A 17,313-nucleotide genomic window follows, 5' to 3' on the forward strand; every position below is an offset into this window, starting at 1 on the left:
CTGTCAATTTCTTGACGCTGCGGTTCAGGCCGGAATCAACTGTGGATCGGCCGCAATCGTCTCCACCATGGTGCCGCCGGCCACCAGCCGATCGCCCACATAGGCGACCGCGGCCTGGCCCGGAGCCACGCCATATTGCGGCTCGGCAAAGCGCAGCCGGTCGCCCTCCAGCCAGGCGCTGGCCAGCGGTGCCATCGAGCGGACCTTGACCATCAGCGGGCCATCGACCGGGCCCAGATGATTGGCGCCCTCCAGCCGCACGGCGCTGACCGCCAGTGCCCGGCGCGGGCCGGCGATCACCCGGTTGCGGCCAGCATCGATGCCGACGACATAGAGCGGCTCGGCCTGGCCGCCCAATTCCAGGCCGCGGCGCTGACCAACCGTGAAGCGATGGATGCCGTTGTGCCGGCCAAGCACATGGCCGGCGGCGTCCACGATTTCGCCGGGCGCTGCCAGTTCGGGACGGATCTTCTCCACCACCGCGGCATAATCGCCGCCAGGCACGAAGCAGATATCCTGGCTGTCGGGCTTGGCGGCGACGATCAGCCCAAAGGCTTCGGCCATTGCGCGGGTTTCGGCCTTGGCCAGGCCACCCAGCGGAAAGCGCAGATAATCCAGCTGGTTCTGGCTGGTGGTCCACAGGAAATAGCTCTGGTCCTTCGCGGGATCGGCGCCGCGATGCAGTTCGGCGCCAGCCGCGCCGCCCAGGCGCTGGACATAATGGCCAGTCAGCAGCGCTTCTGCCCCCAGATCGCGGGCCAGGGCGATCAGATCGGTGAACTTCACCGTGCGGTTGCACTCCACGCACGGCACCGGGGTCAGGCCCTTGGCATAGGATTCGACGAAATTGTCGATCACCGCCTCGCGGAAGCGGCTTTCCATGTCGATGACATAATGGGCGATGCCCAGGCGTTCGGCGACGGCACGCGCATCGCGGATATCGGCGCCGGCACAGCAGGCGCCGGGCCGGCGCGCCGCGGCCCCCTGATCATAAAGCTGCAGGGTAATGCCCACCGCGGCGCAGCCGGCCGCCGCCGCCAGCGCCGCCACCACCGATGAATCAACCCCGCCCGACATGGCAACGGCCACGCGGCGGCCCGCCAGCGGCGCCAGCACGGCGCGCGCACTGTCCGGCATGCGGGCCAGATCAAGGGGAAAGGCGGCAGCGTCCGTCACGGCTGCGGCAATGGGGATGCGACCGGTTGTCGTCAAGTGCCGGTGCACGACCGGCTGCGGGTAAAGCCCGGCCGCCTGCCGCCGTCATGGTGAACATATCATCTCATTCAGCCGGCCCAAGCGGCCCGCAAGGAGGCAAGTCAAATGTCGTTCATGTCTCCACCCCCGCCGGGATTTGGTAAAGATGTGTTGCCGCCGGATGACACTGTGCGTTGGGTGCCCAGCCGCAAGGCCGCCGTGCTCAATGCCATTCGCGAAGGCCGCATCAGCTTGGAAGACGCTTGCAAGCGTTGGCGCTTAAGCATTGAAGAGATTCAGCTTTGGCAGCGCGCCGTGGACAAGGTGGGCACGCCGGGTCTGCGCGTGACCCGGGTCCAGATCTATCGTCCGCTGTTCGAATCGGATGAACAACTCCGTAAAAAATAGGTGAACAGACTGAATCGCTTGCAGAAAAATCTAAAGGGGTATTTACGGATGCTCATAAATCAGGTTAACTGTGACTGGGGTATGTGCCGGGCGAGTTGCGCCTGACGGGGCTTAATTGAGGGCTTAATCGGAATCCGGAGAGGTACGCATGCGCGTTCTTTTGATTGAAGACGATCGTGCCATGTCTCGCAGCGTTGAGCGCATGCTCGACGAAGCAAGCATCGAGCATGAAACTGCGGGCACAGGCGAACTGGCCCTGGAATATGCGCGCACCTATGAGTTCGATGTGGTCATGCTGGACCTGACCCTGCCCGACATGAGCGGGCATGAGGTGCTGCGCCAGCTGCGGCAACTGCGCATCAACACGCCGGTGCTGATCCTGTCGGGCGATGCCGAAACCACCAGCAAGGTGACCGGCTTTGGTGCGGGCGCCGATGATTATGTCACCAAGCCTTTTGACCGTCAGGAACTGATGGCCCGCCTGCACGCGCTGGTGCGGCGCAGCCAGGGCCATGGCCAGTCGGTCATCGTCACCGGCCCGGTGGCGGTTGACCTGGCGGCACGTTCCGTCAGCGTGGAAGGCAAGCGCGTGGCGCTGACCGGCAAGGAATATGCGATCCTGGAAATGCTGTCGCTCCGCAAGGGGATGACGTTGACCAAGGAAATGTTCCTGACCCATCTTTATGGTGGCCGCGACGAGCCGGAACTGAAGATCATCGACGTGTTCGTGTGCAAGCTGCGCAAGAAGCTGCACATCGCCGGCGCCCCGTCGTCGGGCTGCATCGAAACCGTCTGGGGCCGCGGCTATGCGCTGCGCGACCCGGAACCCAGTGAATATCCTGCCGTGGCCTGATCCCAGGTCACGGCAAGGGCATCAAAAGGGCCGCCGGGCAACCGGCGGCCCTTTTCATTGTCAGGATGGCCGAGGCGGCTGCACCAGTTGGCGCGAACCCGTGTTCCGTGGCTCTGCAAGACTGCGCACGACGCCGCGCAGGAACTGCACTTCTGCGCCGGTAAATCCGGGACGCGTCAACACGTTGCGCAGCATGGAGAGTGCGGTTTCGGTCTTGCCGGGAGCGGGATTGAAAAAGCCATTGTTTGCCAGTTGCGTTTCCACTGCCGCGATCAACCCGGCCAATTCATGCTGCGCCGCCGGGCCGTCGTGATTGACCATCCAGCTTGGCGGCGGCGATTGCATGGCCGTCACCCAGGCATAGCCCAGCACTGCCACCGCCTGTGCCAGATTGAGGCTGCCGAAATCGGGATTGCTGGGAATGGTGCAGATGGCGTGGCAATGCAGCAGATCATCGCGGACCAACCCGGTGCGTTCCGGCCCGAACAGCAGCGCCGTCTTGCCCGGCAGCGCCTGCATTTCAGCCGTTGCACCGGCCGGTGAGGTGACACGGCGCACCATGTCGCGCGTGGTTTGCGCGGTGCCGATGGTGAACGTGCAATCGGCAATGGCGTCGGCGAGGCTGTCGAACAGCCGCGCGCCCTCGATCACGCTATCGGCCCCGGCCGCCGACGGCCCGGCTTCGGGGTTGGGCCAGCCATCACGTGGCTGCACGAGGCGCAGTTCGGTCAGGCCGAAGTTCAGCATGGCCCGCGCCACCGCACCGATGTTCATGCCCAATTGCGGGCGCACCAGGATGATGGCGGGGGGATTGGGCGGCAGTGTCGTCATGTGGTGGCCCTAGCGGCTTTGGCCCAGCTTGTCAGCGCCGCTTGTCAGTCGCCCTTCACGCCCTTCACCGCTTCCGACAGGCCGCCCACGAACGTCTCGAAATCCCTCGCTTCGCGGAAATCGCGATAGACGGACGCAAAGCGGATATAGGCGACCGGATCAAGCGCCTTCAGCGCCACCATCACCATTTCGCCAACCACATCGGCTTCAATCTCGGCCTCGCCCAGCGATTCCAGCTGGCGCACGACGCCGTTGACCAGCCGTTCGATGCGGTCCTGTTCCACCGGGCGCTTGCGGCAGGCGATCTCGATCGATCGCGCCAGCTTGTCACGGTCGAACGGCTCGCGCTTGCCGCTCTTCTTGATCAGTGTCAGCTCGCGCAATTGCACCCGTTCAAAGGTGGTGAAGCGGCCGCCGCAGGCCGGGCACTGCCGCCGCCGCCGGATGGCCGATCCGTCCTCGGTGGGACGGCTGTCCTTCACCTGGGTATCATCGTTGCCGCAGAAGGGACAGCGCATCAGGGCCGCCGGGTAATGGTGCGCAGGAAGCCGAGGCCGGCGCCGATCAGCGTGCCCCAGAACAATCCGATGGAAGAAAAGAGCAGGCCGACAAAGAAGCCGACCGCCGCGCCGGCCAACAGGTTGCGGCCCACATCGGTGCCGGCCACCGGGCCAGCCTTGTCGAGCAGATCGTTGGCGCCCTGCTTCAATTTCTCGCCGGTCGGGTTGTCGAGCAGATCGTCCACTACCCGCCCGGCCTTGGTGAAGCCGGCATCGGCGATCTCGGCAATCTGCTTGCCCGTCTCGCTGTCGAGCGCGCGCTTGCCGGCGGCAGCAGCGTCTTCGGCCATCTGCGTCAGCCTGTCCGGCTCCGGCCTTGGCCCTTCATCCCCCTGCATCCGCGCTCCCCTTTGCCAATGGCAAAGCGGATCAGGCCGGATAGATTGGGAAGCGTGCGCACAGCGCCCGTACCCGCACGTTCACCGCCTTTTCCACTTCGGCGTTGCCATCATGCCCATTGGCGGCCAGCCCGTCCAGCACGTCGGCGATCATGTCGCCAATGGCCTGGAACTCGGCAATGCCAAAGCCGCGGGTGGTGCCGGCCGGCGAGCCGACGCGGATGCCGCTGGTCTTCGTCGGCGGCAGTGGATCGAAGGGCACGCCATTCTTGTTGCAGGTGATGCCGGCGCGTTCCAGTGCTTCATCGGCGTCCTTGCCGGTGATGCCCTTGGGGCTGAGATCGATCAGCGCCAGGTGGGTATCGGTGCCGCCCGCCACCACGGCACAGCCGCGCTCCACCAGCCGGGCGGCCAGCGCCTGGGCGTTGGCGATCACGGCGCGGCAATAATCCTTGTATCCCGGTTGCAGCGCTTCGCCAAAGGCCACCGCCTTGCCGGCGATCACGTGCATCAGCGGGCCGCCCTGCAGGCCGGGGAACACGGCGCTGTTGAATTTCTTGCCCAGCTCGGCATCGCGGGACAGGATCATGCCACCCCGGGGACCGCGCAGAGTCTTGTGCGTGGTCGTCGTCACCACATCGGCGTGCGGGATCGGCGACGGATGGACGCCGGCGGCCACCAACCCGGAGAAATGCGCCATATCCACCAGCAGGCGCGCACCCACCTTGTCGGCAATGGCGCGGAACCGGGCGAAATCGATGATGCGCGGGTAAGCCGAACCACCGGCGATGATGAGCACCGGCTTGTGCTCCACCGCCAGCCGCTCAACCTCGTCATAGTCGATCAGATGATCTTCGCGGCGCACGCCATATTGGATGGCGTTGAACCATTTGCCGCTCATCGCTGCCTTGGCACCGTGGGTGAGGTGGCCACCGGCATCGAGGCTCATGCCCAGGATGGTGTCGCCCGGCTTGGTGAGCGCCAGCATCACCGCGCCATTGGCCTGCGCCCCCGAATGCGGCTGCACGTTGGCATAGGCGGCGCCAAACAGCTCCTTGGCGCGATCGATGGCCAGTTGTTCCACGATATCAGAGGGATGGCAGCCCTGATAATAGCGTTTGCCGGGATAGCCTTCGGCATATTTGTTGGTGAACACGCTGCCTTGCGCTTCCAGCACGGCGCGGGAAACGATGTTTTCCGACGCGATCAGCTCAATCTGGTTTTGCTGACGATCAAGCTCGGCAGCGACAGCAGCAGCAACAGCCGGATCGCTGCCGGCCAGCGGCGTCTCGAAGAAGCCGTCAGGCCGGATCTCGGTAACGGGGCGGCTGCTCATCGATACTCTCCTCAACCGAGTTTGGCGACGCGGCCGGTGTGACGGCCGCCGCCAAAGGGCGTGCTCAGAAATTCGGCCACGCAATCGCGGGCGGTTTCGACGCCGATTATCCGGCTGCCCAGCGCGATGCAATTGGCATCATTGTGATCACGGGCAAAGCGCGCCATCAAGCCGCTGGTCACCAGCGCGCAGCGCACCCCGGCGATGCGATTGACCGCGATCGAAATGCCGATGCCGGTGCCGCAAACGGCGATGCCCCGCTCGGCACGGCCCTGCGCCACGGCTTCGCCCAAGGCGCGGCCAAAATCGGGATAGTCCACGCTGGCTTCGCTGTCGGGACCAAGATCAAGAACCGTGTGGCCCGCCGCACGCAATTCATCGACCAGCTGCGCCTTCAGAGCGTATCCGGCATGGTCGGAAGCAAGGGCAATCGTGAGCATGTAGCGCGACTCCGGGAGAGTGCCCGCTCTCTAGACGCATCACACCGCCGTGCCAACCAGCCCGCCGATGCCTGCTGTCAGCGCCATCGCCAGCGCGCCCCAGAACACCACGCGCACCACTGGCTGCAGCGGCGGCGCCCCGCCAGCGCGCGCGCCGACATAACCGAGCAACGCCAGGAACAGGATCGAACCACCGCCCTGCCCGACCGCCATCATCTTCATCGGCAGCAGCACGGCGAGCAGCAGCGGCAGCGCCGCCCCCACCATGAAGGTGCCGGCCGATGCCAGTGCGGCCACCACAGGGCGGGCGGTGGTGATATCGGTGATGTTCAACTCGTCACGGGCGTGGGCGCCCAATGCATCGTGCGCCATCATCTGGCTGGCCACCTTGCCGGCAGTTTCCACATCGACGCCGCGCGACACATAGACCGCGGCGAGTTCTTCATGCTCATGCTCGGGATTGGCAGCCAATTCCGCCCGTTCACGCGCCAGATCGGCCGCTTCGGTATCGGCCTGGCTGCTGACCGAGACATACTCCCCCGCCGCCATCGACATCGCGCCAGCCACGAGCCCGGCCACGCCCGTCACCAGCAGCGCCGGCCGATCCGCCCCTGCTGCAGCCACGCCGAGAATGAGGCTGGCCGTGGAGACAATCCCGTCGTTCGCCCCCAGCACGGCCGCCCGCAGCCAGCCGGCTCGGGCGACGAGATGGGTTTCGCGGTGGCTGCGCATGGGTCCTCCGGCTTTATGAACTTTGGTTATCGGCCACCGCAGCCAACAGCGCAATCGCGGGCGCTGCCGGGTTGACTCGAGCACCGGGCCATTTGCCGGGTAGCGACGAGGGGCCAAAATGCGGCATGATCCCGCTGGTGCGCACGGCGCGTACGCAACAGACATGGATCGAACCCGTCATGACCAACACCACCAGCCACGCCGAAATCGTGCAACGGGGATGGGAGGCCGTGGGCCGCGGCGATTGGGACACGCTGATTGCCGATTATCTGCCCGACATGCTGTTCGTGATGCCGGGCCAGACCGACATGCTGCATGGCACGGCAGCGTTTCGCGGCGCACTGGAAAACCTGGGCGCTGCCCTGCCGCCGGGCTTCGAGATCACCGGCCTGCGGCAGATTTCCGATGGCGACGAGGTCGTTTCGATCCTGCACTGGCAAAGCACGAAATGCCCGGACGGCAGCCAACTGGCCGTGCTGTTCCGCTTCGTGGGGGACAAGATCAGCGAAGAGCGCTGGTTCGTCGATACAGTGCAGTGGAAGGCCTGTTTCTAGGCTCCGCTGGAGTCGCGGCCTGGGGAATCGCCAAGGCCCAACGTCGCGCTTCCCCTGCCGCTTCAGCGCGGCTTGTCGCGGTGATCGCACAACTCGGCCGGGCTTTCACCGCTGGCGCCAGGCATGTTCATTTGGCAGCAAGGGCCCGGAGCCGGATGTGGGCACCGGCAGCGCTGGTCCGTGATCGGCCTGTCGTGAGTCAGGGTTCGGCTTGCCACCAGGGGCACCGGCAGCCACGCCGCAACCAGAGTTCAAGGGATGAAGTGTATGACGATTTTGACCAGAACAGCCGGAGCCGCAGCAATGATGCTGGCCTTGGCCGCCGCAGCCCCATTGGCGGCGCAGAATCCTGCCGCCACGCCCGACGCCCCCAACACCCAGATCGTGACCGGCGAGCGCCCGCAGCCCGGCCCGGAGATCAGGGGCTATATCACCGCACGCAGCGGCGATCGCATGGCGGTGACCGCCGAGGATGGCACCAAGACCATCATCACGCTGGACGACGCGACGCAGGTGAAGGGCAAGAGCGGGCTGTTTGGCGGCAAGGGCAAGTTCGGGGTGAGCGCCCTGATGAACGGCCTGCCGGTGACGGTGAAGACCTGGGCGGCCGGCGATGCACTGGTGGCAAGTGTCGTCACCTTTCGCAGCAGCGATTTCAAGACCGCCAGCATGATCCGCAGCGGCACGGCGCAGGGGTTCGAGGAACAGTCGGCTGCCACCGCTGCCCTGCGCGGCCGCGTTGCCGATATCGACAATTACAACATCAAGCGCACCGCGAATGTCTATTTCGACACGGCGAAATGGACGCTGTCGGATCAGGCCAAGGCCGAGCTGTGCGCGACGGCAGCCGAAGCGGAAAAGACCCCCAATTCGCTGCTGCTGGTGGTTGGCTATACCGACAGCGTGGGCGACGAGGACTATAATCAGGAACTGAGCGAGAAGCGGGCCAGCCGGGTGTTGGCGCATCTGCAGCAGGTGTGCCGCTGGAAACAATTCCGCACCCTCACGCCCAGCGGCATGGCCGAATCCGATCCGGCTGCCGACAACAGCACGGAAGAAGGCAAGGCCCAGAACCGCCGCGTTGCTGTCAACGTGCTGGTGAGCAAGGCCGTCGACGGGCTTTGATCGAACAGGCGCGGCTTATTCGAAGCTGAGATCCCCCGTTTCCGGCACTTCGAAATGCCGCGCCACATCGTCGTCGCTGATCGCCTCCAGCGTGGCCGGCTGCCACTTGGGATTGCGATCCTTGTCGATCAATTGTGCCCGAATGCCTTCGAAGAAATCATGACCGTTCCGGATTTCGCACACCATGCGATATTCGGTGATCAGCGCCTCCTCGATCTCCAGCCCGCGTGCGGCGCGCAGGCCGGCGAGGCTGAGTTTGCAACTGATCGGGCTCATCTTGCGGATGGTGGCGGCCTGCGCCTGCGCCCAATCATCGCCGGCATCGAGGCTGGCCATGATGTCTTCCATCCGGTCATGCCCGAAATGATAATCGATGGCGTCGCGATACGCGGCCAGCGGGGCCTCGCCGGCGTCTTCGTCGAACGTCGCCAGCACCTCGGGCAGCGGTTCGTGGCTGGTGGCGAGCAGATCGCACAGCGTTGGCAGATGGGCGGACGGCACATAATGGCTGGCGATCCCGCAATAGCGCAGGTCTGCCGCCTTCAGCCGCGCCCCGGTCAATGCCAGCCAGGTCCCGATCTCGCCGGGCAGCTTCGCCAGCGCGTGGGTGCCGCCCACATCGGGGATCAGTCCGATGCCGGTTTCGGGCATGGCAAACAGCGTGCGTTCGGTGGCGATGCTGTAGGGGCCGTGGATCGAAAGGCCAACGCCGCCGCCCATGGTGATGCCGTCGATCAGCGCCACCCACGGCTTGCCGCAGCGCGCGATGGCCTGGTTCATGCGATATTCGTCGTGGAAGAAATTCTCCCACAGCGCCCGATCCTGCCGGCCTTCGCGGCCGAGCAGCGCCACATCGCCGCCGGCGCAGAAGGCGCGATCCCCGGCGCCATCGATCACGATATGCTGCACCTGGTGCTCGCCCATCGCGTCGATCACCGCACGGTGGATGGTCACCGCCATCGGATGGTTGAGCGCATTCAGCGCCTGCGGCCGGTTGAGCGTGATCCACAGCGCATGGCCGCGCCGTTCAACAAGGACTTCGGGAGCGTGCGTCATGCGCGGTCTACCAATTTGCTGGGGCCTTCCATGTCGATGGGGATGGCCGAGGTGGTGAGGCGGGCGATGTGGGTGCCGGCTTCATCATAAAGGTCCGCCTCCATGAAGGCGATGCGCTTGCCGAGTTTCAGGCAGCGGCCTTCGGCGAAAAGCGGCACGCCGGCCTTGGCCGGGGCGAAGAAGCTGGTTTTCAGCTCGATGGTCGGGATGCCGATGCGCTTGCCGCTCTTGATGATGGCGGCAAAGGCCGCGGCATCGTCGAGCATGGCGACGATGATGCCGCCCTGCACATTGCCCATCGGGTTGCGGCAGGCATCGATGGGCAGGAATTTCATCTTCACCCAGCCGGCTTCACTGTCGATTTCCAGGATTTCCTGGCCCAGGATCGCCGCCGTGGGCGGCACGAAGCGGTTCATCCGGGCTTTGAGGTCTTCATCGTTCAGGGCCATGCGTGCCTCAGTGCTTGATGGTCAGACCATAGCGGTGCAGCGCCGGTGCCAGCGCGTCAACCTGTTCGTCATGCCGAGTGAACAGCGCCCGGCCCAGCCCATCGCCTTGCGTCCCACGTTCGCCCAGCAGATAGGCCACACGCCGCGCAATGCCGGGGCCGCCGTCGACAAAGCCCATATCCGGCGCTGCTGTCTGTAGCTGCGGCAGCAGCAGCGGAAAATGGGTGCAGGCCAGCACGACCTGATCGAGGCGATCACCGCCGGGCTGGCTGGTCAGGCCGGCCAATTCGGGCGCGACATCTTCTGCCGTCACCGCCTCCCCCCGCAACCGCGCCTCGGCCAGTTCGACCAGCCGCGCCGATCCGTGCAGCAGCACCGTGCAATCGGCGGCATGATCAGCCGAAAGCCGCGCCACATAGGGTTGGCGCACCGTTGCCATCGTGCCGAGCACGCCGATCACCCGGCTGCGGCTGGCTTCGGCCGCCGGCTTGATGGCGGGCACCGTGCCCACCACCGGCACATCCAGCACGGCGCGGGCGTGGGCCAGCGCGATGGTGGAGGCGGTGTTGCAGGCGATCACCAGCAGGTCGGGCTTCAGCCGCTCGGTCAGCCGGCCGAGCAGCGCGCACACCCGGGTGGCAACCTCCATCTCGGTCTTGGTGCCATAAGGAAAACCCGCATTATCAGCGATGTAGCTGATATCCACTGCCGGCAGGCGCGCACGCACATCATCCAGCACCGACAAGCCACCAACGCCGGAATCAAGCATCAGGATGTGAGTGATCGTCGCCTCCCCAAAGTCGTTCGCGGTGCGTCCTCCGCCTCATGTCATGGCAGGCGGCAAAAGGCAAAGCGCCGCCAGGAATCATCCTCAACAAGAAATGAAACGGGTTCTCAGCCCCTGCATTTTCCCGCGATGTGGCCGTGAACAGCAGTAGCCGGGGTTCAGCACGACCGCCGGCTGCTGGGTGGACGACGAAGGACCAGACAGATGTTCAGGCATGTCATCATTGGCGCAGTCGCCGCCTTCGGGCTGGCCAACGCGGCCAACGCGACGGTGGAAATTTCCACCACGGCCCGCGGCGTGTTCAGCAACGTGCGAGTTGTCGGGCAATCCGCCTTTCTCGTGGGCCCAAACGCCATCGTCACCGGCCGAACCTCGCCCGGCTATTCGCTCAACAACAGCGTGCCGAGCTTGGCGGCGATCGTGGGGCTGGGGAATCAGAATCTCGTGACCGCCACCCTCTCCCTCAACAGCGGCGCCATCGCGACGGCGGCCAGCGCCAATGGCACCACACCAGCCAACACGACATCGGGCAGTGCCAGTTCCGAGATCAACAATCTCGCCATCAGCCTGTTCACCATCGGCGGCGCGATCCCCAACGTCCTCAGCCTCACGGCCGACCAGGTGCAATCGGTCACCACCGTCACCAAGGCAGGCCTGGTCACCACCAACACCGGCCAGTCGCTGTTCGACAATCTGGCGCTCAGCATCAATGGCAGCAACGTGTTCAGCACGGGCAGCAACGCGCAAACCGCCGTCAACTTCGTCGCCTATGATCAGGGCGGCTTGAAAGTAACACTGAATCAACAGTTTGCCAGCAACTTTGGCGACACCCGCACGCTGATCACCAATGCGATCGGCATCAGTTTCTCAAATTATCTGCTCGACGGCCGCAGCCTGTCGGGCACCATCACGGTGGGCCAGTCGCTTTCGGAATTCATCGACAGCGCCGGCGATCCGGTGCCCGAACCGGCGGGTTGGGCCCAGATGCTGGCCGGCTTTGCCATGGCGGGCAGCGCGGCGCGGCGCAAGCGGCGGCGGCACCGCAGGGCTTGACCTGCCGGCACCGCCTGCTTCTATGCAGGCGGCATGGCCGATCCGGTTTCTTCCCCCACTGCCGAAACCTGGCCGCCGCCGCTGCCTGATGCCAGCGGCTTCGTCGCGCCGCCGGTGCCGGGCCTTGGCGGCGCGCTGGGCGGCTTTGCCGGCGCCTGCGCACGTGATCCGGCCGGCGCGCTGCGCGTGATTGCCCGATCGCTGTGGCTGCTGGCCATCGCTGCCGTGTGCGTGCCAGCCCACAGCCTGCACCGCCGGCTGGGTATCCCCTCCCCCTGGGCCCGTCGCTTCCTTGGCTGGTCCGCCCGCGCCTGCGGCATCAGCGTCCGCAGCATCGGCCAGCCAGTCAGTCGCAACGTCTTCTACATCGCCAATCACCTGAGCTGGACCGACGCGCTCATCCTTGGTGGGCAAACCGGCACCGTGTTCGTGGCGCAGGACGGTATCGCCATATGGCCTGGCCTCGCCTTCATCTGCCGGCTGAACGACACCATCTTCGTCAACCGCAGTGACCGCATGGGCGTGCCGGCGCAGATCGCCGCCATGCGCACGCAATTCATGCGCCACAGCCGCATCGCCATGTTCCCCGAAGCCACCTGCAGCGACGGCCGCCGCCTGCTGCCATTCAAGGCGCCGCTGTTTGCCATGCTGATCCCGCCGCCGCCGGGTGCCACGCTGCAGCCGGTCGTCATCGACTGCGACGAAGCCGGGCGCAACCTGGCCTGGGTCGGCATGGAAACCGGTGCGGCCAATGCCTGGCGCCTGCTGTCACGCCCTGGCACCTGGGAAGTCCGCGTGCATTTCCTGGAACCCTTCAGCCCCGCCGACCTGCCCGACCGCAAGGCGCTTTCCGCCCGGGCCCGCACGGCCATCGCCGCGAAACTGTCGGAAACCTTGGGCGGGCGGGCGGTGGCGTGAGGCCGCCGGCTGGACAAGACCGAACAATCGCCTAAACCCAATCCAGCGGGGGCGAGTGGCATGATCGATCATACGACTGGCAATGCTGACCCCGCCTTGCCCGATCGCGTGATGAAGAAGGCGCAGCTGCGGCTGCTGCCGTTCCTGCTGATCGCCTATCTCATCGCCATCGTCGATCGCATCAACATCAGCTTTGCCGCCGAAACGATGAATCGCGATCTGGGCTTCACGGCCACGGTCTACGGCTTTGCCGGTGGCATTTTCTTTGTGAGCTACGCCTTGCTGGAAGTGCCGTCGAACATGGCGATGATGCGGTTCGGCACGCGCGTTTGGGTCACACGGATCATGATCAGCTGGGGGATCTTGTCGGCCGCGCAGATGTTCGTGACGACGCCGATGCACTTCTACATCCTGCGCTTCCTGCTTGGTGCCGCCGAAGCCGGCTTCTTCCCGGCCATCCTCTACTATGCCAGCATCTGGTTTCCGGCCCAATGGCGTGGCCGGGTGGTGAGCCGCTTCTATGTGGCACAGCCAATCACATCGATCGTGATGGGGCTGGTATCGCCGCCGATCCTGGGCCTGGATGGCGCAATGGGCCTGCATGGCTGGCAATGGCTGTTCCTGATCGAAGGCGGGCCGGCGCTGCTGATGGGGCTGATCATCTTCCGCTATCTGCCGGATTCGCCCGACAAGGTCGGCTGGCTCGCGGACGACGAACGCCGCTGGCTGACCGGCGCGCTGGCCGCCGATGCTGCCGCCACCAACGGCAGCGCCCATGAAAGCCTGTTCAAGGCGATTACCGACCGACGGGTGCTCACAGCCGGCTTCGTCTGGCTGTTCTACGTCGGTACGGTCAACGCCTATTATAATTCCATGCCGACGATCATCGCCGCCAAAACCGGCATGGATATCAGCAGCATCGGCAATCTCACCGTTGCTGGCGGGGTGATCGGGGTGATCATGCTGCTCAGCCTGGGCTGGCACAGTGATCGCCGGCAGGAACGTTACTGGCACATGATCGTGCCGTGGACGCTTGTTGCCGCCGCCTTTGCCCTGCTCGCGCTGGCGACATCAGCGACGCCGGCCATCATCGCGGTCGTGCTGATCTTTGCGCTGTGGCTGCCGTCGCAGCCGGTCTTCTTTGCAGCACTGTCGGAAACGCTGCACGAACGCTATCGCGCGGTTGGCATTGCGGCGGTGAACACCATGGGCCAGTTCGGGTCGTTCTTCAGCACCAGCGCGCTGGGGGTCTCCCGCGATGCCACCGGCAGCTATGATTCGGGACTGGCGGCCATCGCTGCCTGCATCGTGATCGGGATCGTCCTGCTCAACATGTTGCGGCGACAAGCGAAGGCCGAAATCGGGCCGGCGGCGGGCAAAGGCTGAGCCCCTGCACCCCCTTGTGATGGGGCGGTCCGCCATGAGCGGCCGACGGCAGTTGCCTTCTGCCGTTGGAGGCGTAAGCTCGCACCAGCCCCAGCGACCTCAGGGCGGCGTGTCGCGCAGCGTGCTTCCACCATGATCCAGGGGGACGATCAGATGAATTCAGCAATCCGCGTGGCCGCGCCGCTCCTGGCTGGCCTGATGGCCCTGGCCGCAACCGGCCAACCCGCCGCAGACGCCGTGCCAAATGTCGTGCCGGCCGCCAAGCCCGGCCTCGCGACTCCACCGGAAGGCTGGGCCTATCTGCCCGAACTCGCGGTGCTGGGCCCGGCCGACATCTATCGAATCGTGCAGCGCCAGAACGGCGAAGGTGGCCCCAGAACCCGGATGCATGTGCATAGCAAAAAGAATGCCGGTATCCTTACCCGCGATGTCGATGTGCCGCTGACGGCAGCGACGCAGCTGCAATGGCGCTGGAAGATCGACCAGATCCCGTCGAAACTGCCGGAAACGGCCGCAGCCAACCACGACTATTTCAGTATCGCCGTGAAGTTCGAGAACGGCAAGGATCTCACCTACATGTGGAGTTCCAGCCTCGACAAGGAGTTCGGCTTCGATTGCCCGCTGCCCGGCTGGACCGGGCGCGAATATCATGTCGTCGTCCGTTCCGGCGGCGGCGATGTGGGCAAATGGCTGGCCGAAAGCCGCAATATCGCTGCCGACTATGCCAAACATGTCGGCCCGGAACAGCCCGGCCGTATCGTGCAGGTGTGGTTCATCGCCAACACCATCATCCAGCAGGGTGAGGCGACGGCGCATTTTGGCGACATCGTGCTCACCCCCGGAAACGCGGGCAAGAAGCTGGCCGTGTTCTGAATTTCCCAAAACAACAAGCCTCACTGGCCCGGCTGACCGCCCGAAAACCAATGGGTGCAGGGTCTGCGACCCTGCCCGCCGGAGGCTTTACTTTCACCCTTAATCCGGCAGCGCCGCCACAAAGGCCTGCACGACCTTGGCCGAATTGACCGAGGCCAGGTGCGCGAATGTCTCTTCGACATTCTTGTGCCGGTCGGCTCCCGCCAGATCGGAGATGCTGCGGAACACGATGGCCGGCACCATGTTGCTGTAGGCGACCTGCATGACCGCGGCGCTTTCCATGTCGAGCACGCGGGCGGACCAGGCCTTTTGCAGATAGAGGCGGAATTCCCTGTTGTCGGCGAAGACGCCGGCGGTCACGCCAGTGCCGCCGACGTCGAGGCGGGGTGGGCGCTGCAGGCAGAGCTGCGATTCAGCCCGCATCTGCGCTGATTTCGGCACGCAGCGTTCCAGTGTCATGCCCTGCACCACGCTGCGGGCGAGTGTGAGCAGGCCGGGATCGACGGGGATGCGAAACAGGCGCCGGGGCGGGGTGGCGGCGTTGGTCACCATTGTGCCGCGTGGGAAGATGAAGAACCAGTTGGCCGGCGCGCCGTCCAGCGCCAGCGGTGGCGGGGCCCAACCCCCATTGGCTCCCTTTCCGGCTTTGCGGGCAAAGGCGGATTCCAGATACTGGCCCCAATCGGCCGGCACCACCACGTCGCCCACGCCAAGCTGCGGATCAACGCCGCCGGCGATGCCGGAAAACACGATGCGGCTGACGGTGAAACGATCCAGCACCAGCTGCGTGTTCATCGCGGCGTTGACCACGCTGACGCCGCTCTGCATCAGGATCACGGGCTTTCCGGCAAAGCGGCCGGTGAGGAAGATGCGGCCATTGATGGCATGTTCCTTCGGATCGGCGATCAGCGGCACCAGCGCGTCCCACTCCGGCTTGAAGGCGGTCATCACCACGGTGCGCGGGGTGTCGTCGAGTTTTTGCGCCTGGGCAGGCAGAGCCAGCAGCGCAAGCAGGGCAGCAAGGATCAGGCGAATCATGCAGCAGACATCCAGACAAAACGGGCGACGAACAGCGCACCGAGGGTGAAGAGGAACCAGTCCTTGGCTGAAGCCTGCCCGCGCCCCAATTTGAGCAGGGCATGAGCGACGAGCCCAAAGGCGAGGCCATTGGCGATGGAGAAGGTAAGCGGGATCAGGATGACGGTGAGAAAGGCCGGGATCGCGGTGAGGGCATCATCCCAGTCCACTTCCGCCAGCGGTGCCAGCATCAAAGCGCCGACCACGATCAGCGCCGGAGCGGCAGCGGCGAGCGGTACCAGCCCGGCATAGGGCGCGACCAGCATGGCAGCGAGGAACAGCAGCCCGGTAACCAGCGCGGTGAGCCCGGTGCGCCCGCCCGCCTGCACGCCAGCCGCGCTTTCGACATAGGATGTGACCGTGCTGGTGCCCGCGACCGCGCCTGCCATCGCCGCCACGGCATCGACGGTGAGAATGCGATTGAGGCCCGGGATGTTGCCCGCCGCGTCCATCAGCTTCGCGCGCTTGGTGACAGCGACCAGCGTGCCGACATTGTCGAACAGATCGACGAACAGGAACACGAACAATATCTCGATCAGGCCCAGGCCCTGCTGGCCGGACAGGCCGAAGACGCCGGCGAAATCGAGCTTGAACGCCGTATCGGCAATGGCGGTCAGGCTATAGGGCTGGGTCGAGGCCGACACCTGGCCGGTCAGCGCCGCGACGATGCTGGTGGCGACGATGCCGATCAGGATTGCCGCCCGCACTTTCCACGCCGACAGCACGGCAATGATGGCCAGCCCCAGCAGCGCCAGTGCCGGGCCCGGTGCCGTGAGATCGCCGAGCGCCACGAAGGTCGCCGGATTGGCCACCACCAGCCCGGCCTCCTTCAGGCCGATGAAGCCGAGGAACAGGCCGATGCCGCCCGCCACCGCCGCCAGCAGGCTGGGCGGCATCACCGCGATGATCAGCTGGCGCGCGCCGGTCAGCGTGAGCACCAGGAAGGCGACGCCCGACAGGAACACGCAGGCCAGCGCCACCGGCCACGGCACGCCCATCTGCAGCACGACGGTGAAGGTGAAATAGGCGTTGATGCCCATGCCGGGCGCCAGCGCGATCGGCACATTGGCAAACAGGCCCATCAGGATCGAGCCAATGGCCGCCGCCAGGCAGGTCGCCGCCGCCACCGCCGCCACCGGCATCCCGGCCTGGCCCAGGATCACCGGATTGACGAGGATGATATAGGCCATTGTCAGGAAAGTGGTGGCCCCGGCCAGCGTCTCGGTGCGGGCCGTGGTGCCACGCTCCGCCAGCTTGAACTGACGGGCGAGCCAGCCGGTATCGCCGCCTGCATCCGGCGCTGAATCGCTTGTCATCCTGCCTCCTGCTGGCGGCCTCACTGC

General features: G+C 65.4%; 20 protein-coding genes. 8 read left to right on the forward strand and 12 right to left on the reverse strand.

The genetic code is table 11. The features are described 5' to 3' along the window. Positions 1 to 24 precede the first annotated feature (24 nt). Positions 25 to 1,137, reverse strand: a complete 1,113-nt coding sequence (gene mnmA / locus D619_RS0112245; RefSeq protein WP_026091008.1) for a tRNA 2-thiouridine(34) synthase MnmA — start codon at positions 1,135 to 1,137, stop codon at positions 25 to 27. 183 nt (positions 1,138 to 1,320) lie between these two features. Between mnmA and D619_RS16565 the strand changes: the two genes are divergently transcribed. Both D619_RS16565 and D619_RS0112255 read left to right on the forward strand, forming a co-directional pair. Next, on the forward strand, positions 1,321 to 1,602 hold the full coding sequence (locus tag D619_RS16565; protein ID WP_243442645.1) for a DUF1153 domain-containing protein: 282 nt from the start codon (positions 1,321 to 1,323) through the stop codon (positions 1,600 to 1,602). Between the two features lie 148 nt (positions 1,603 to 1,750). Then, a complete protein-coding gene (locus D619_RS0112255) occupies positions 1,751 to 2,455 on the forward strand; it encodes a response regulator transcription factor (RefSeq protein ID WP_017668893.1) in 705 nt (234 codons plus the stop codon). A 60-nt stretch (positions 2,456 to 2,515) separates the two neighbouring features. Here the strand turns inward: D619_RS0112255 and D619_RS0112260 are convergent, their stop codons facing one another. Genes D619_RS0112260 through D619_RS0112285 form a run of 6 tightly spaced genes read right to left on the reverse strand, consistent with a single transcriptional unit; the run spans position 2,516 to position 6,692 of the window. Then, positions 2,516 to 3,286 (reverse strand): RNA methyltransferase, encoded by a 771-nt coding sequence (locus D619_RS0112260; RefSeq protein ID WP_017668894.1) that lies wholly within the window; start codon positions 3,284 to 3,286, stop codon positions 2,516 to 2,518. A 44-nt stretch (positions 3,287 to 3,330) separates the two neighbouring features. Further along, positions 3,331 to 3,804 (reverse strand): transcriptional regulator NrdR, encoded by a 474-nt coding sequence (nrdR, locus tag D619_RS0112265; protein WP_017668895.1) that lies wholly within the window; start codon positions 3,802 to 3,804, stop codon positions 3,331 to 3,333. Continuing rightward, the gene (locus tag D619_RS0112270; protein ID WP_017668896.1) at positions 3,804 to 4,184 is read right to left on the reverse strand and encodes a hypothetical protein; all 381 of its coding nucleotides are present in this window, start codon (positions 4,182 to 4,184) and stop codon (positions 3,804 to 3,806) included. Before D619_RS0112270 ends, nrdR begins: the two co-directional genes overlap by 1 nt. Positions 4,185 to 4,215: 31 nt before the next feature. Beyond that, entirely contained in the window at positions 4,216 to 5,520 is a 1,305-nt protein-coding gene (glyA, locus tag D619_RS0112275) for a serine hydroxymethyltransferase (RefSeq protein WP_017668897.1), read from the reverse strand. Positions 5,521 to 5,531: 11 nt separating this feature from the next. Beyond that, entirely contained in the window at positions 5,532 to 5,960 is a 429-nt protein-coding gene (gene rpiB, locus D619_RS0112280; RefSeq protein ID WP_017668898.1) for a ribose 5-phosphate isomerase B, read from the reverse strand. Positions 5,961 to 5,999: 39 nt separating this feature from the next. Then, positions 6,000 to 6,692 (reverse strand): VIT family protein, encoded by a 693-nt coding sequence (locus D619_RS0112285; protein ID WP_017668899.1) that lies wholly within the window; start codon positions 6,690 to 6,692, stop codon positions 6,000 to 6,002. A 125-nt stretch (positions 6,693 to 6,817) separates the two neighbouring features. Between D619_RS0112285 and D619_RS0112290 the strand changes: the two genes are divergently transcribed. Beyond that, positions 6,818 to 7,246, forward strand: a complete 429-nt coding sequence (locus tag D619_RS0112290; protein WP_017668900.1) for a nuclear transport factor 2 family protein — start codon at positions 6,818 to 6,820, stop codon at positions 7,244 to 7,246. 303 nt (positions 7,247 to 7,549) lie between these two features. Beyond that, positions 7,550 to 8,371 (forward strand): OmpA family protein, encoded by an 822-nt coding sequence (locus D619_RS0112295; protein WP_017668901.1) that lies wholly within the window; start codon positions 7,550 to 7,552, stop codon positions 8,369 to 8,371. Positions 8,372 to 8,386: 15 nt separating this feature from the next. Here the strand turns inward: D619_RS0112295 and D619_RS0112300 are convergent, their stop codons facing one another. The 3 genes from D619_RS0112300 to murI are packed head-to-tail and all read right to left on the reverse strand — an operon-like array spanning position 8,387 to position 10,645. Beyond that, a complete protein-coding gene (locus tag D619_RS0112300) occupies positions 8,387 to 9,427 on the reverse strand; it encodes an enoyl-CoA hydratase/isomerase family protein (protein ID WP_017668902.1) in 1,041 nt (346 codons plus the stop codon). Then, on the reverse strand, positions 9,424 to 9,876 hold the full coding sequence (locus D619_RS0112305; RefSeq protein WP_017668903.1) for a PaaI family thioesterase: 453 nt from the start codon (positions 9,874 to 9,876) through the stop codon (positions 9,424 to 9,426). Before D619_RS0112305 ends, D619_RS0112300 begins: the two co-directional genes overlap by 4 nt. A gap of 7 nt (positions 9,877 to 9,883) precedes the next feature. Continuing rightward, positions 9,884 to 10,645, reverse strand: a complete 762-nt coding sequence (gene murI, locus D619_RS0112310) for a glutamate racemase (protein ID WP_017668904.1) — start codon at positions 10,643 to 10,645, stop codon at positions 9,884 to 9,886. A 222-nt stretch (positions 10,646 to 10,867) separates the two neighbouring features. On the opposite strand from murI, the gene D619_RS0112315 reads away from it, so the two are divergent. From D619_RS0112315 to D619_RS16575, 4 genes are all read left to right on the forward strand, one after another. After that, on the forward strand, positions 10,868 to 11,716 hold the full coding sequence (locus tag D619_RS0112315) for a PEP-CTERM domain protein (protein WP_026091012.1): 849 nt from the start codon (positions 10,868 to 10,870) through the stop codon (positions 11,714 to 11,716). Positions 11,717 to 11,749: 33 nt separating this feature from the next. Continuing rightward, complete coding sequence (locus D619_RS16570; protein ID WP_017668905.1) at positions 11,750 to 12,634, forward strand: lysophospholipid acyltransferase family protein; 885 nt, start codon at positions 11,750 to 11,752, stop codon at positions 12,632 to 12,634. 60 nt (positions 12,635 to 12,694) lie between these two features. Next, entirely contained in the window at positions 12,695 to 14,020 is a 1,326-nt protein-coding gene (locus tag D619_RS0112325; RefSeq protein WP_017668906.1) for an MFS transporter, read from the forward strand. Positions 14,021 to 14,173: 153 nt separating this feature from the next. After that, a complete protein-coding gene (locus D619_RS16575) occupies positions 14,174 to 14,893 on the forward strand; it encodes a DUF3047 domain-containing protein (RefSeq protein WP_193743310.1) in 720 nt (239 codons plus the stop codon). 99 nt (positions 14,894 to 14,992) lie between these two features. Here D619_RS16575 and D619_RS0112335 read toward each other — a convergent pair whose 3' ends face one another. Next, complete coding sequence (locus D619_RS0112335) at positions 14,993 to 15,931, reverse strand: 5'-methylthioadenosine/S-adenosylhomocysteine nucleosidase (RefSeq protein ID WP_017668908.1); 939 nt, start codon at positions 15,929 to 15,931, stop codon at positions 14,993 to 14,995. After that, positions 15,928 to 17,286 carry an NCS2 family permease gene (locus D619_RS0112340; RefSeq protein WP_017668909.1) on the reverse strand — a complete coding sequence of 453 codons (1,359 nt, stop codon included), beginning with the start codon at positions 17,284 to 17,286 and terminating at the stop codon, positions 15,928 to 15,930. The genes D619_RS0112335 and D619_RS0112340 overlap by 4 nt, the downstream gene beginning before the upstream one ends. Positions 17,287 to 17,313: the final 27 nt, after the last annotated feature.

Origin of the sequence: Sandarakinorhabdus sp. AAP62, from assembly GCF_000331225.1 — a bacterium.
Classification (GTDB): Bacteria; Pseudomonadota; Alphaproteobacteria; order Sphingomonadales; family Sphingomonadaceae; genus Sandarakinorhabdus.

Coding starts and splice junctions, on each gene's coding strand:
- D619_RS16570 (WP_017668905.1), top strand. CDS start 11,750: ATGGCCGATCCGGTTTCTTCCCCCACTGCCGAAACCTGGCCGCCGCCG.
- D619_RS0112335 (WP_017668908.1), bottom strand. CDS start 15,931: ATGATTCGCCTGATCCTTGCTGCCCTGCTTGCGCTGCTGGCTCTGCCT.
- D619_RS0112295 (WP_017668901.1), top strand. CDS start 7,550: ATGATGCTGGCCTTGGCCGCCGCAGCCCCATTGGCGGCGCAGAATCCT.
- D619_RS0112255 (WP_017668893.1), top strand. CDS start 1,751: ATGCGCGTTCTTTTGATTGAAGACGATCGTGCCATGTCTCGCAGCGTT.
- glyA (WP_017668897.1), bottom strand. CDS start 5,520: ATGAGCAGCCGCCCCGTTACCGAGATCCGGCCTGACGGCTTCTTCGAG.
- nrdR (WP_017668895.1), bottom strand. CDS start 3,804: ATGCGCTGTCCCTTCTGCGGCAACGATGATACCCAGGTGAAGGACAGC.
- murI (WP_017668904.1), bottom strand. CDS start 10,645: ATGCTTGATTCCGGCGTTGGTGGCTTGTCGGTGCTGGATGATGTGCGT.
- D619_RS0112270 (WP_017668896.1), bottom strand. CDS start 4,184: ATGCAGGGGGATGAAGGGCCAAGGCCGGAGCCGGACAGGCTGACGCAG.
- mnmA (WP_026091008.1), bottom strand. CDS start 1,137: ATGCCGGACAGTGCGCGCGCCGTGCTGGCGCCGCTGGCGGGCCGCCGC.
- D619_RS0112325 (WP_017668906.1), top strand. CDS start 12,695: ATGATCGATCATACGACTGGCAATGCTGACCCCGCCTTGCCCGATCGC.
- D619_RS16575 (WP_193743310.1), top strand. CDS start 14,174: ATGAATTCAGCAATCCGCGTGGCCGCGCCGCTCCTGGCTGGCCTGATG.
- D619_RS16565 (WP_243442645.1), top strand. CDS start 1,321: ATGTCGTTCATGTCTCCACCCCCGCCGGGATTTGGTAAAGATGTGTTG.
- D619_RS0112340 (WP_017668909.1), bottom strand. CDS start 17,286: ATGACAAGCGATTCAGCGCCGGATGCAGGCGGCGATACCGGCTGGCTC.
- D619_RS0112285 (WP_017668899.1), bottom strand. CDS start 6,692: ATGCGCAGCCACCGCGAAACCCATCTCGTCGCCCGAGCCGGCTGGCTG.
- rpiB (WP_017668898.1), bottom strand. CDS start 5,960: ATGCTCACGATTGCCCTTGCTTCCGACCATGCCGGATACGCTCTGAAG.
- D619_RS0112260 (WP_017668894.1), bottom strand. CDS start 3,286: ATGACGACACTGCCGCCCAATCCCCCCGCCATCATCCTGGTGCGCCCG.
- D619_RS0112305 (WP_017668903.1), bottom strand. CDS start 9,876: ATGGCCCTGAACGATGAAGACCTCAAAGCCCGGATGAACCGCTTCGTG.
- D619_RS0112300 (WP_017668902.1), bottom strand. CDS start 9,427: ATGACGCACGCTCCCGAAGTCCTTGTTGAACGGCGCGGCCATGCGCTG.
- D619_RS0112290 (WP_017668900.1), top strand. CDS start 6,818: ATGATCCCGCTGGTGCGCACGGCGCGTACGCAACAGACATGGATCGAA.
- D619_RS0112315 (WP_026091012.1), top strand. CDS start 10,868: ATGTTCAGGCATGTCATCATTGGCGCAGTCGCCGCCTTCGGGCTGGCC.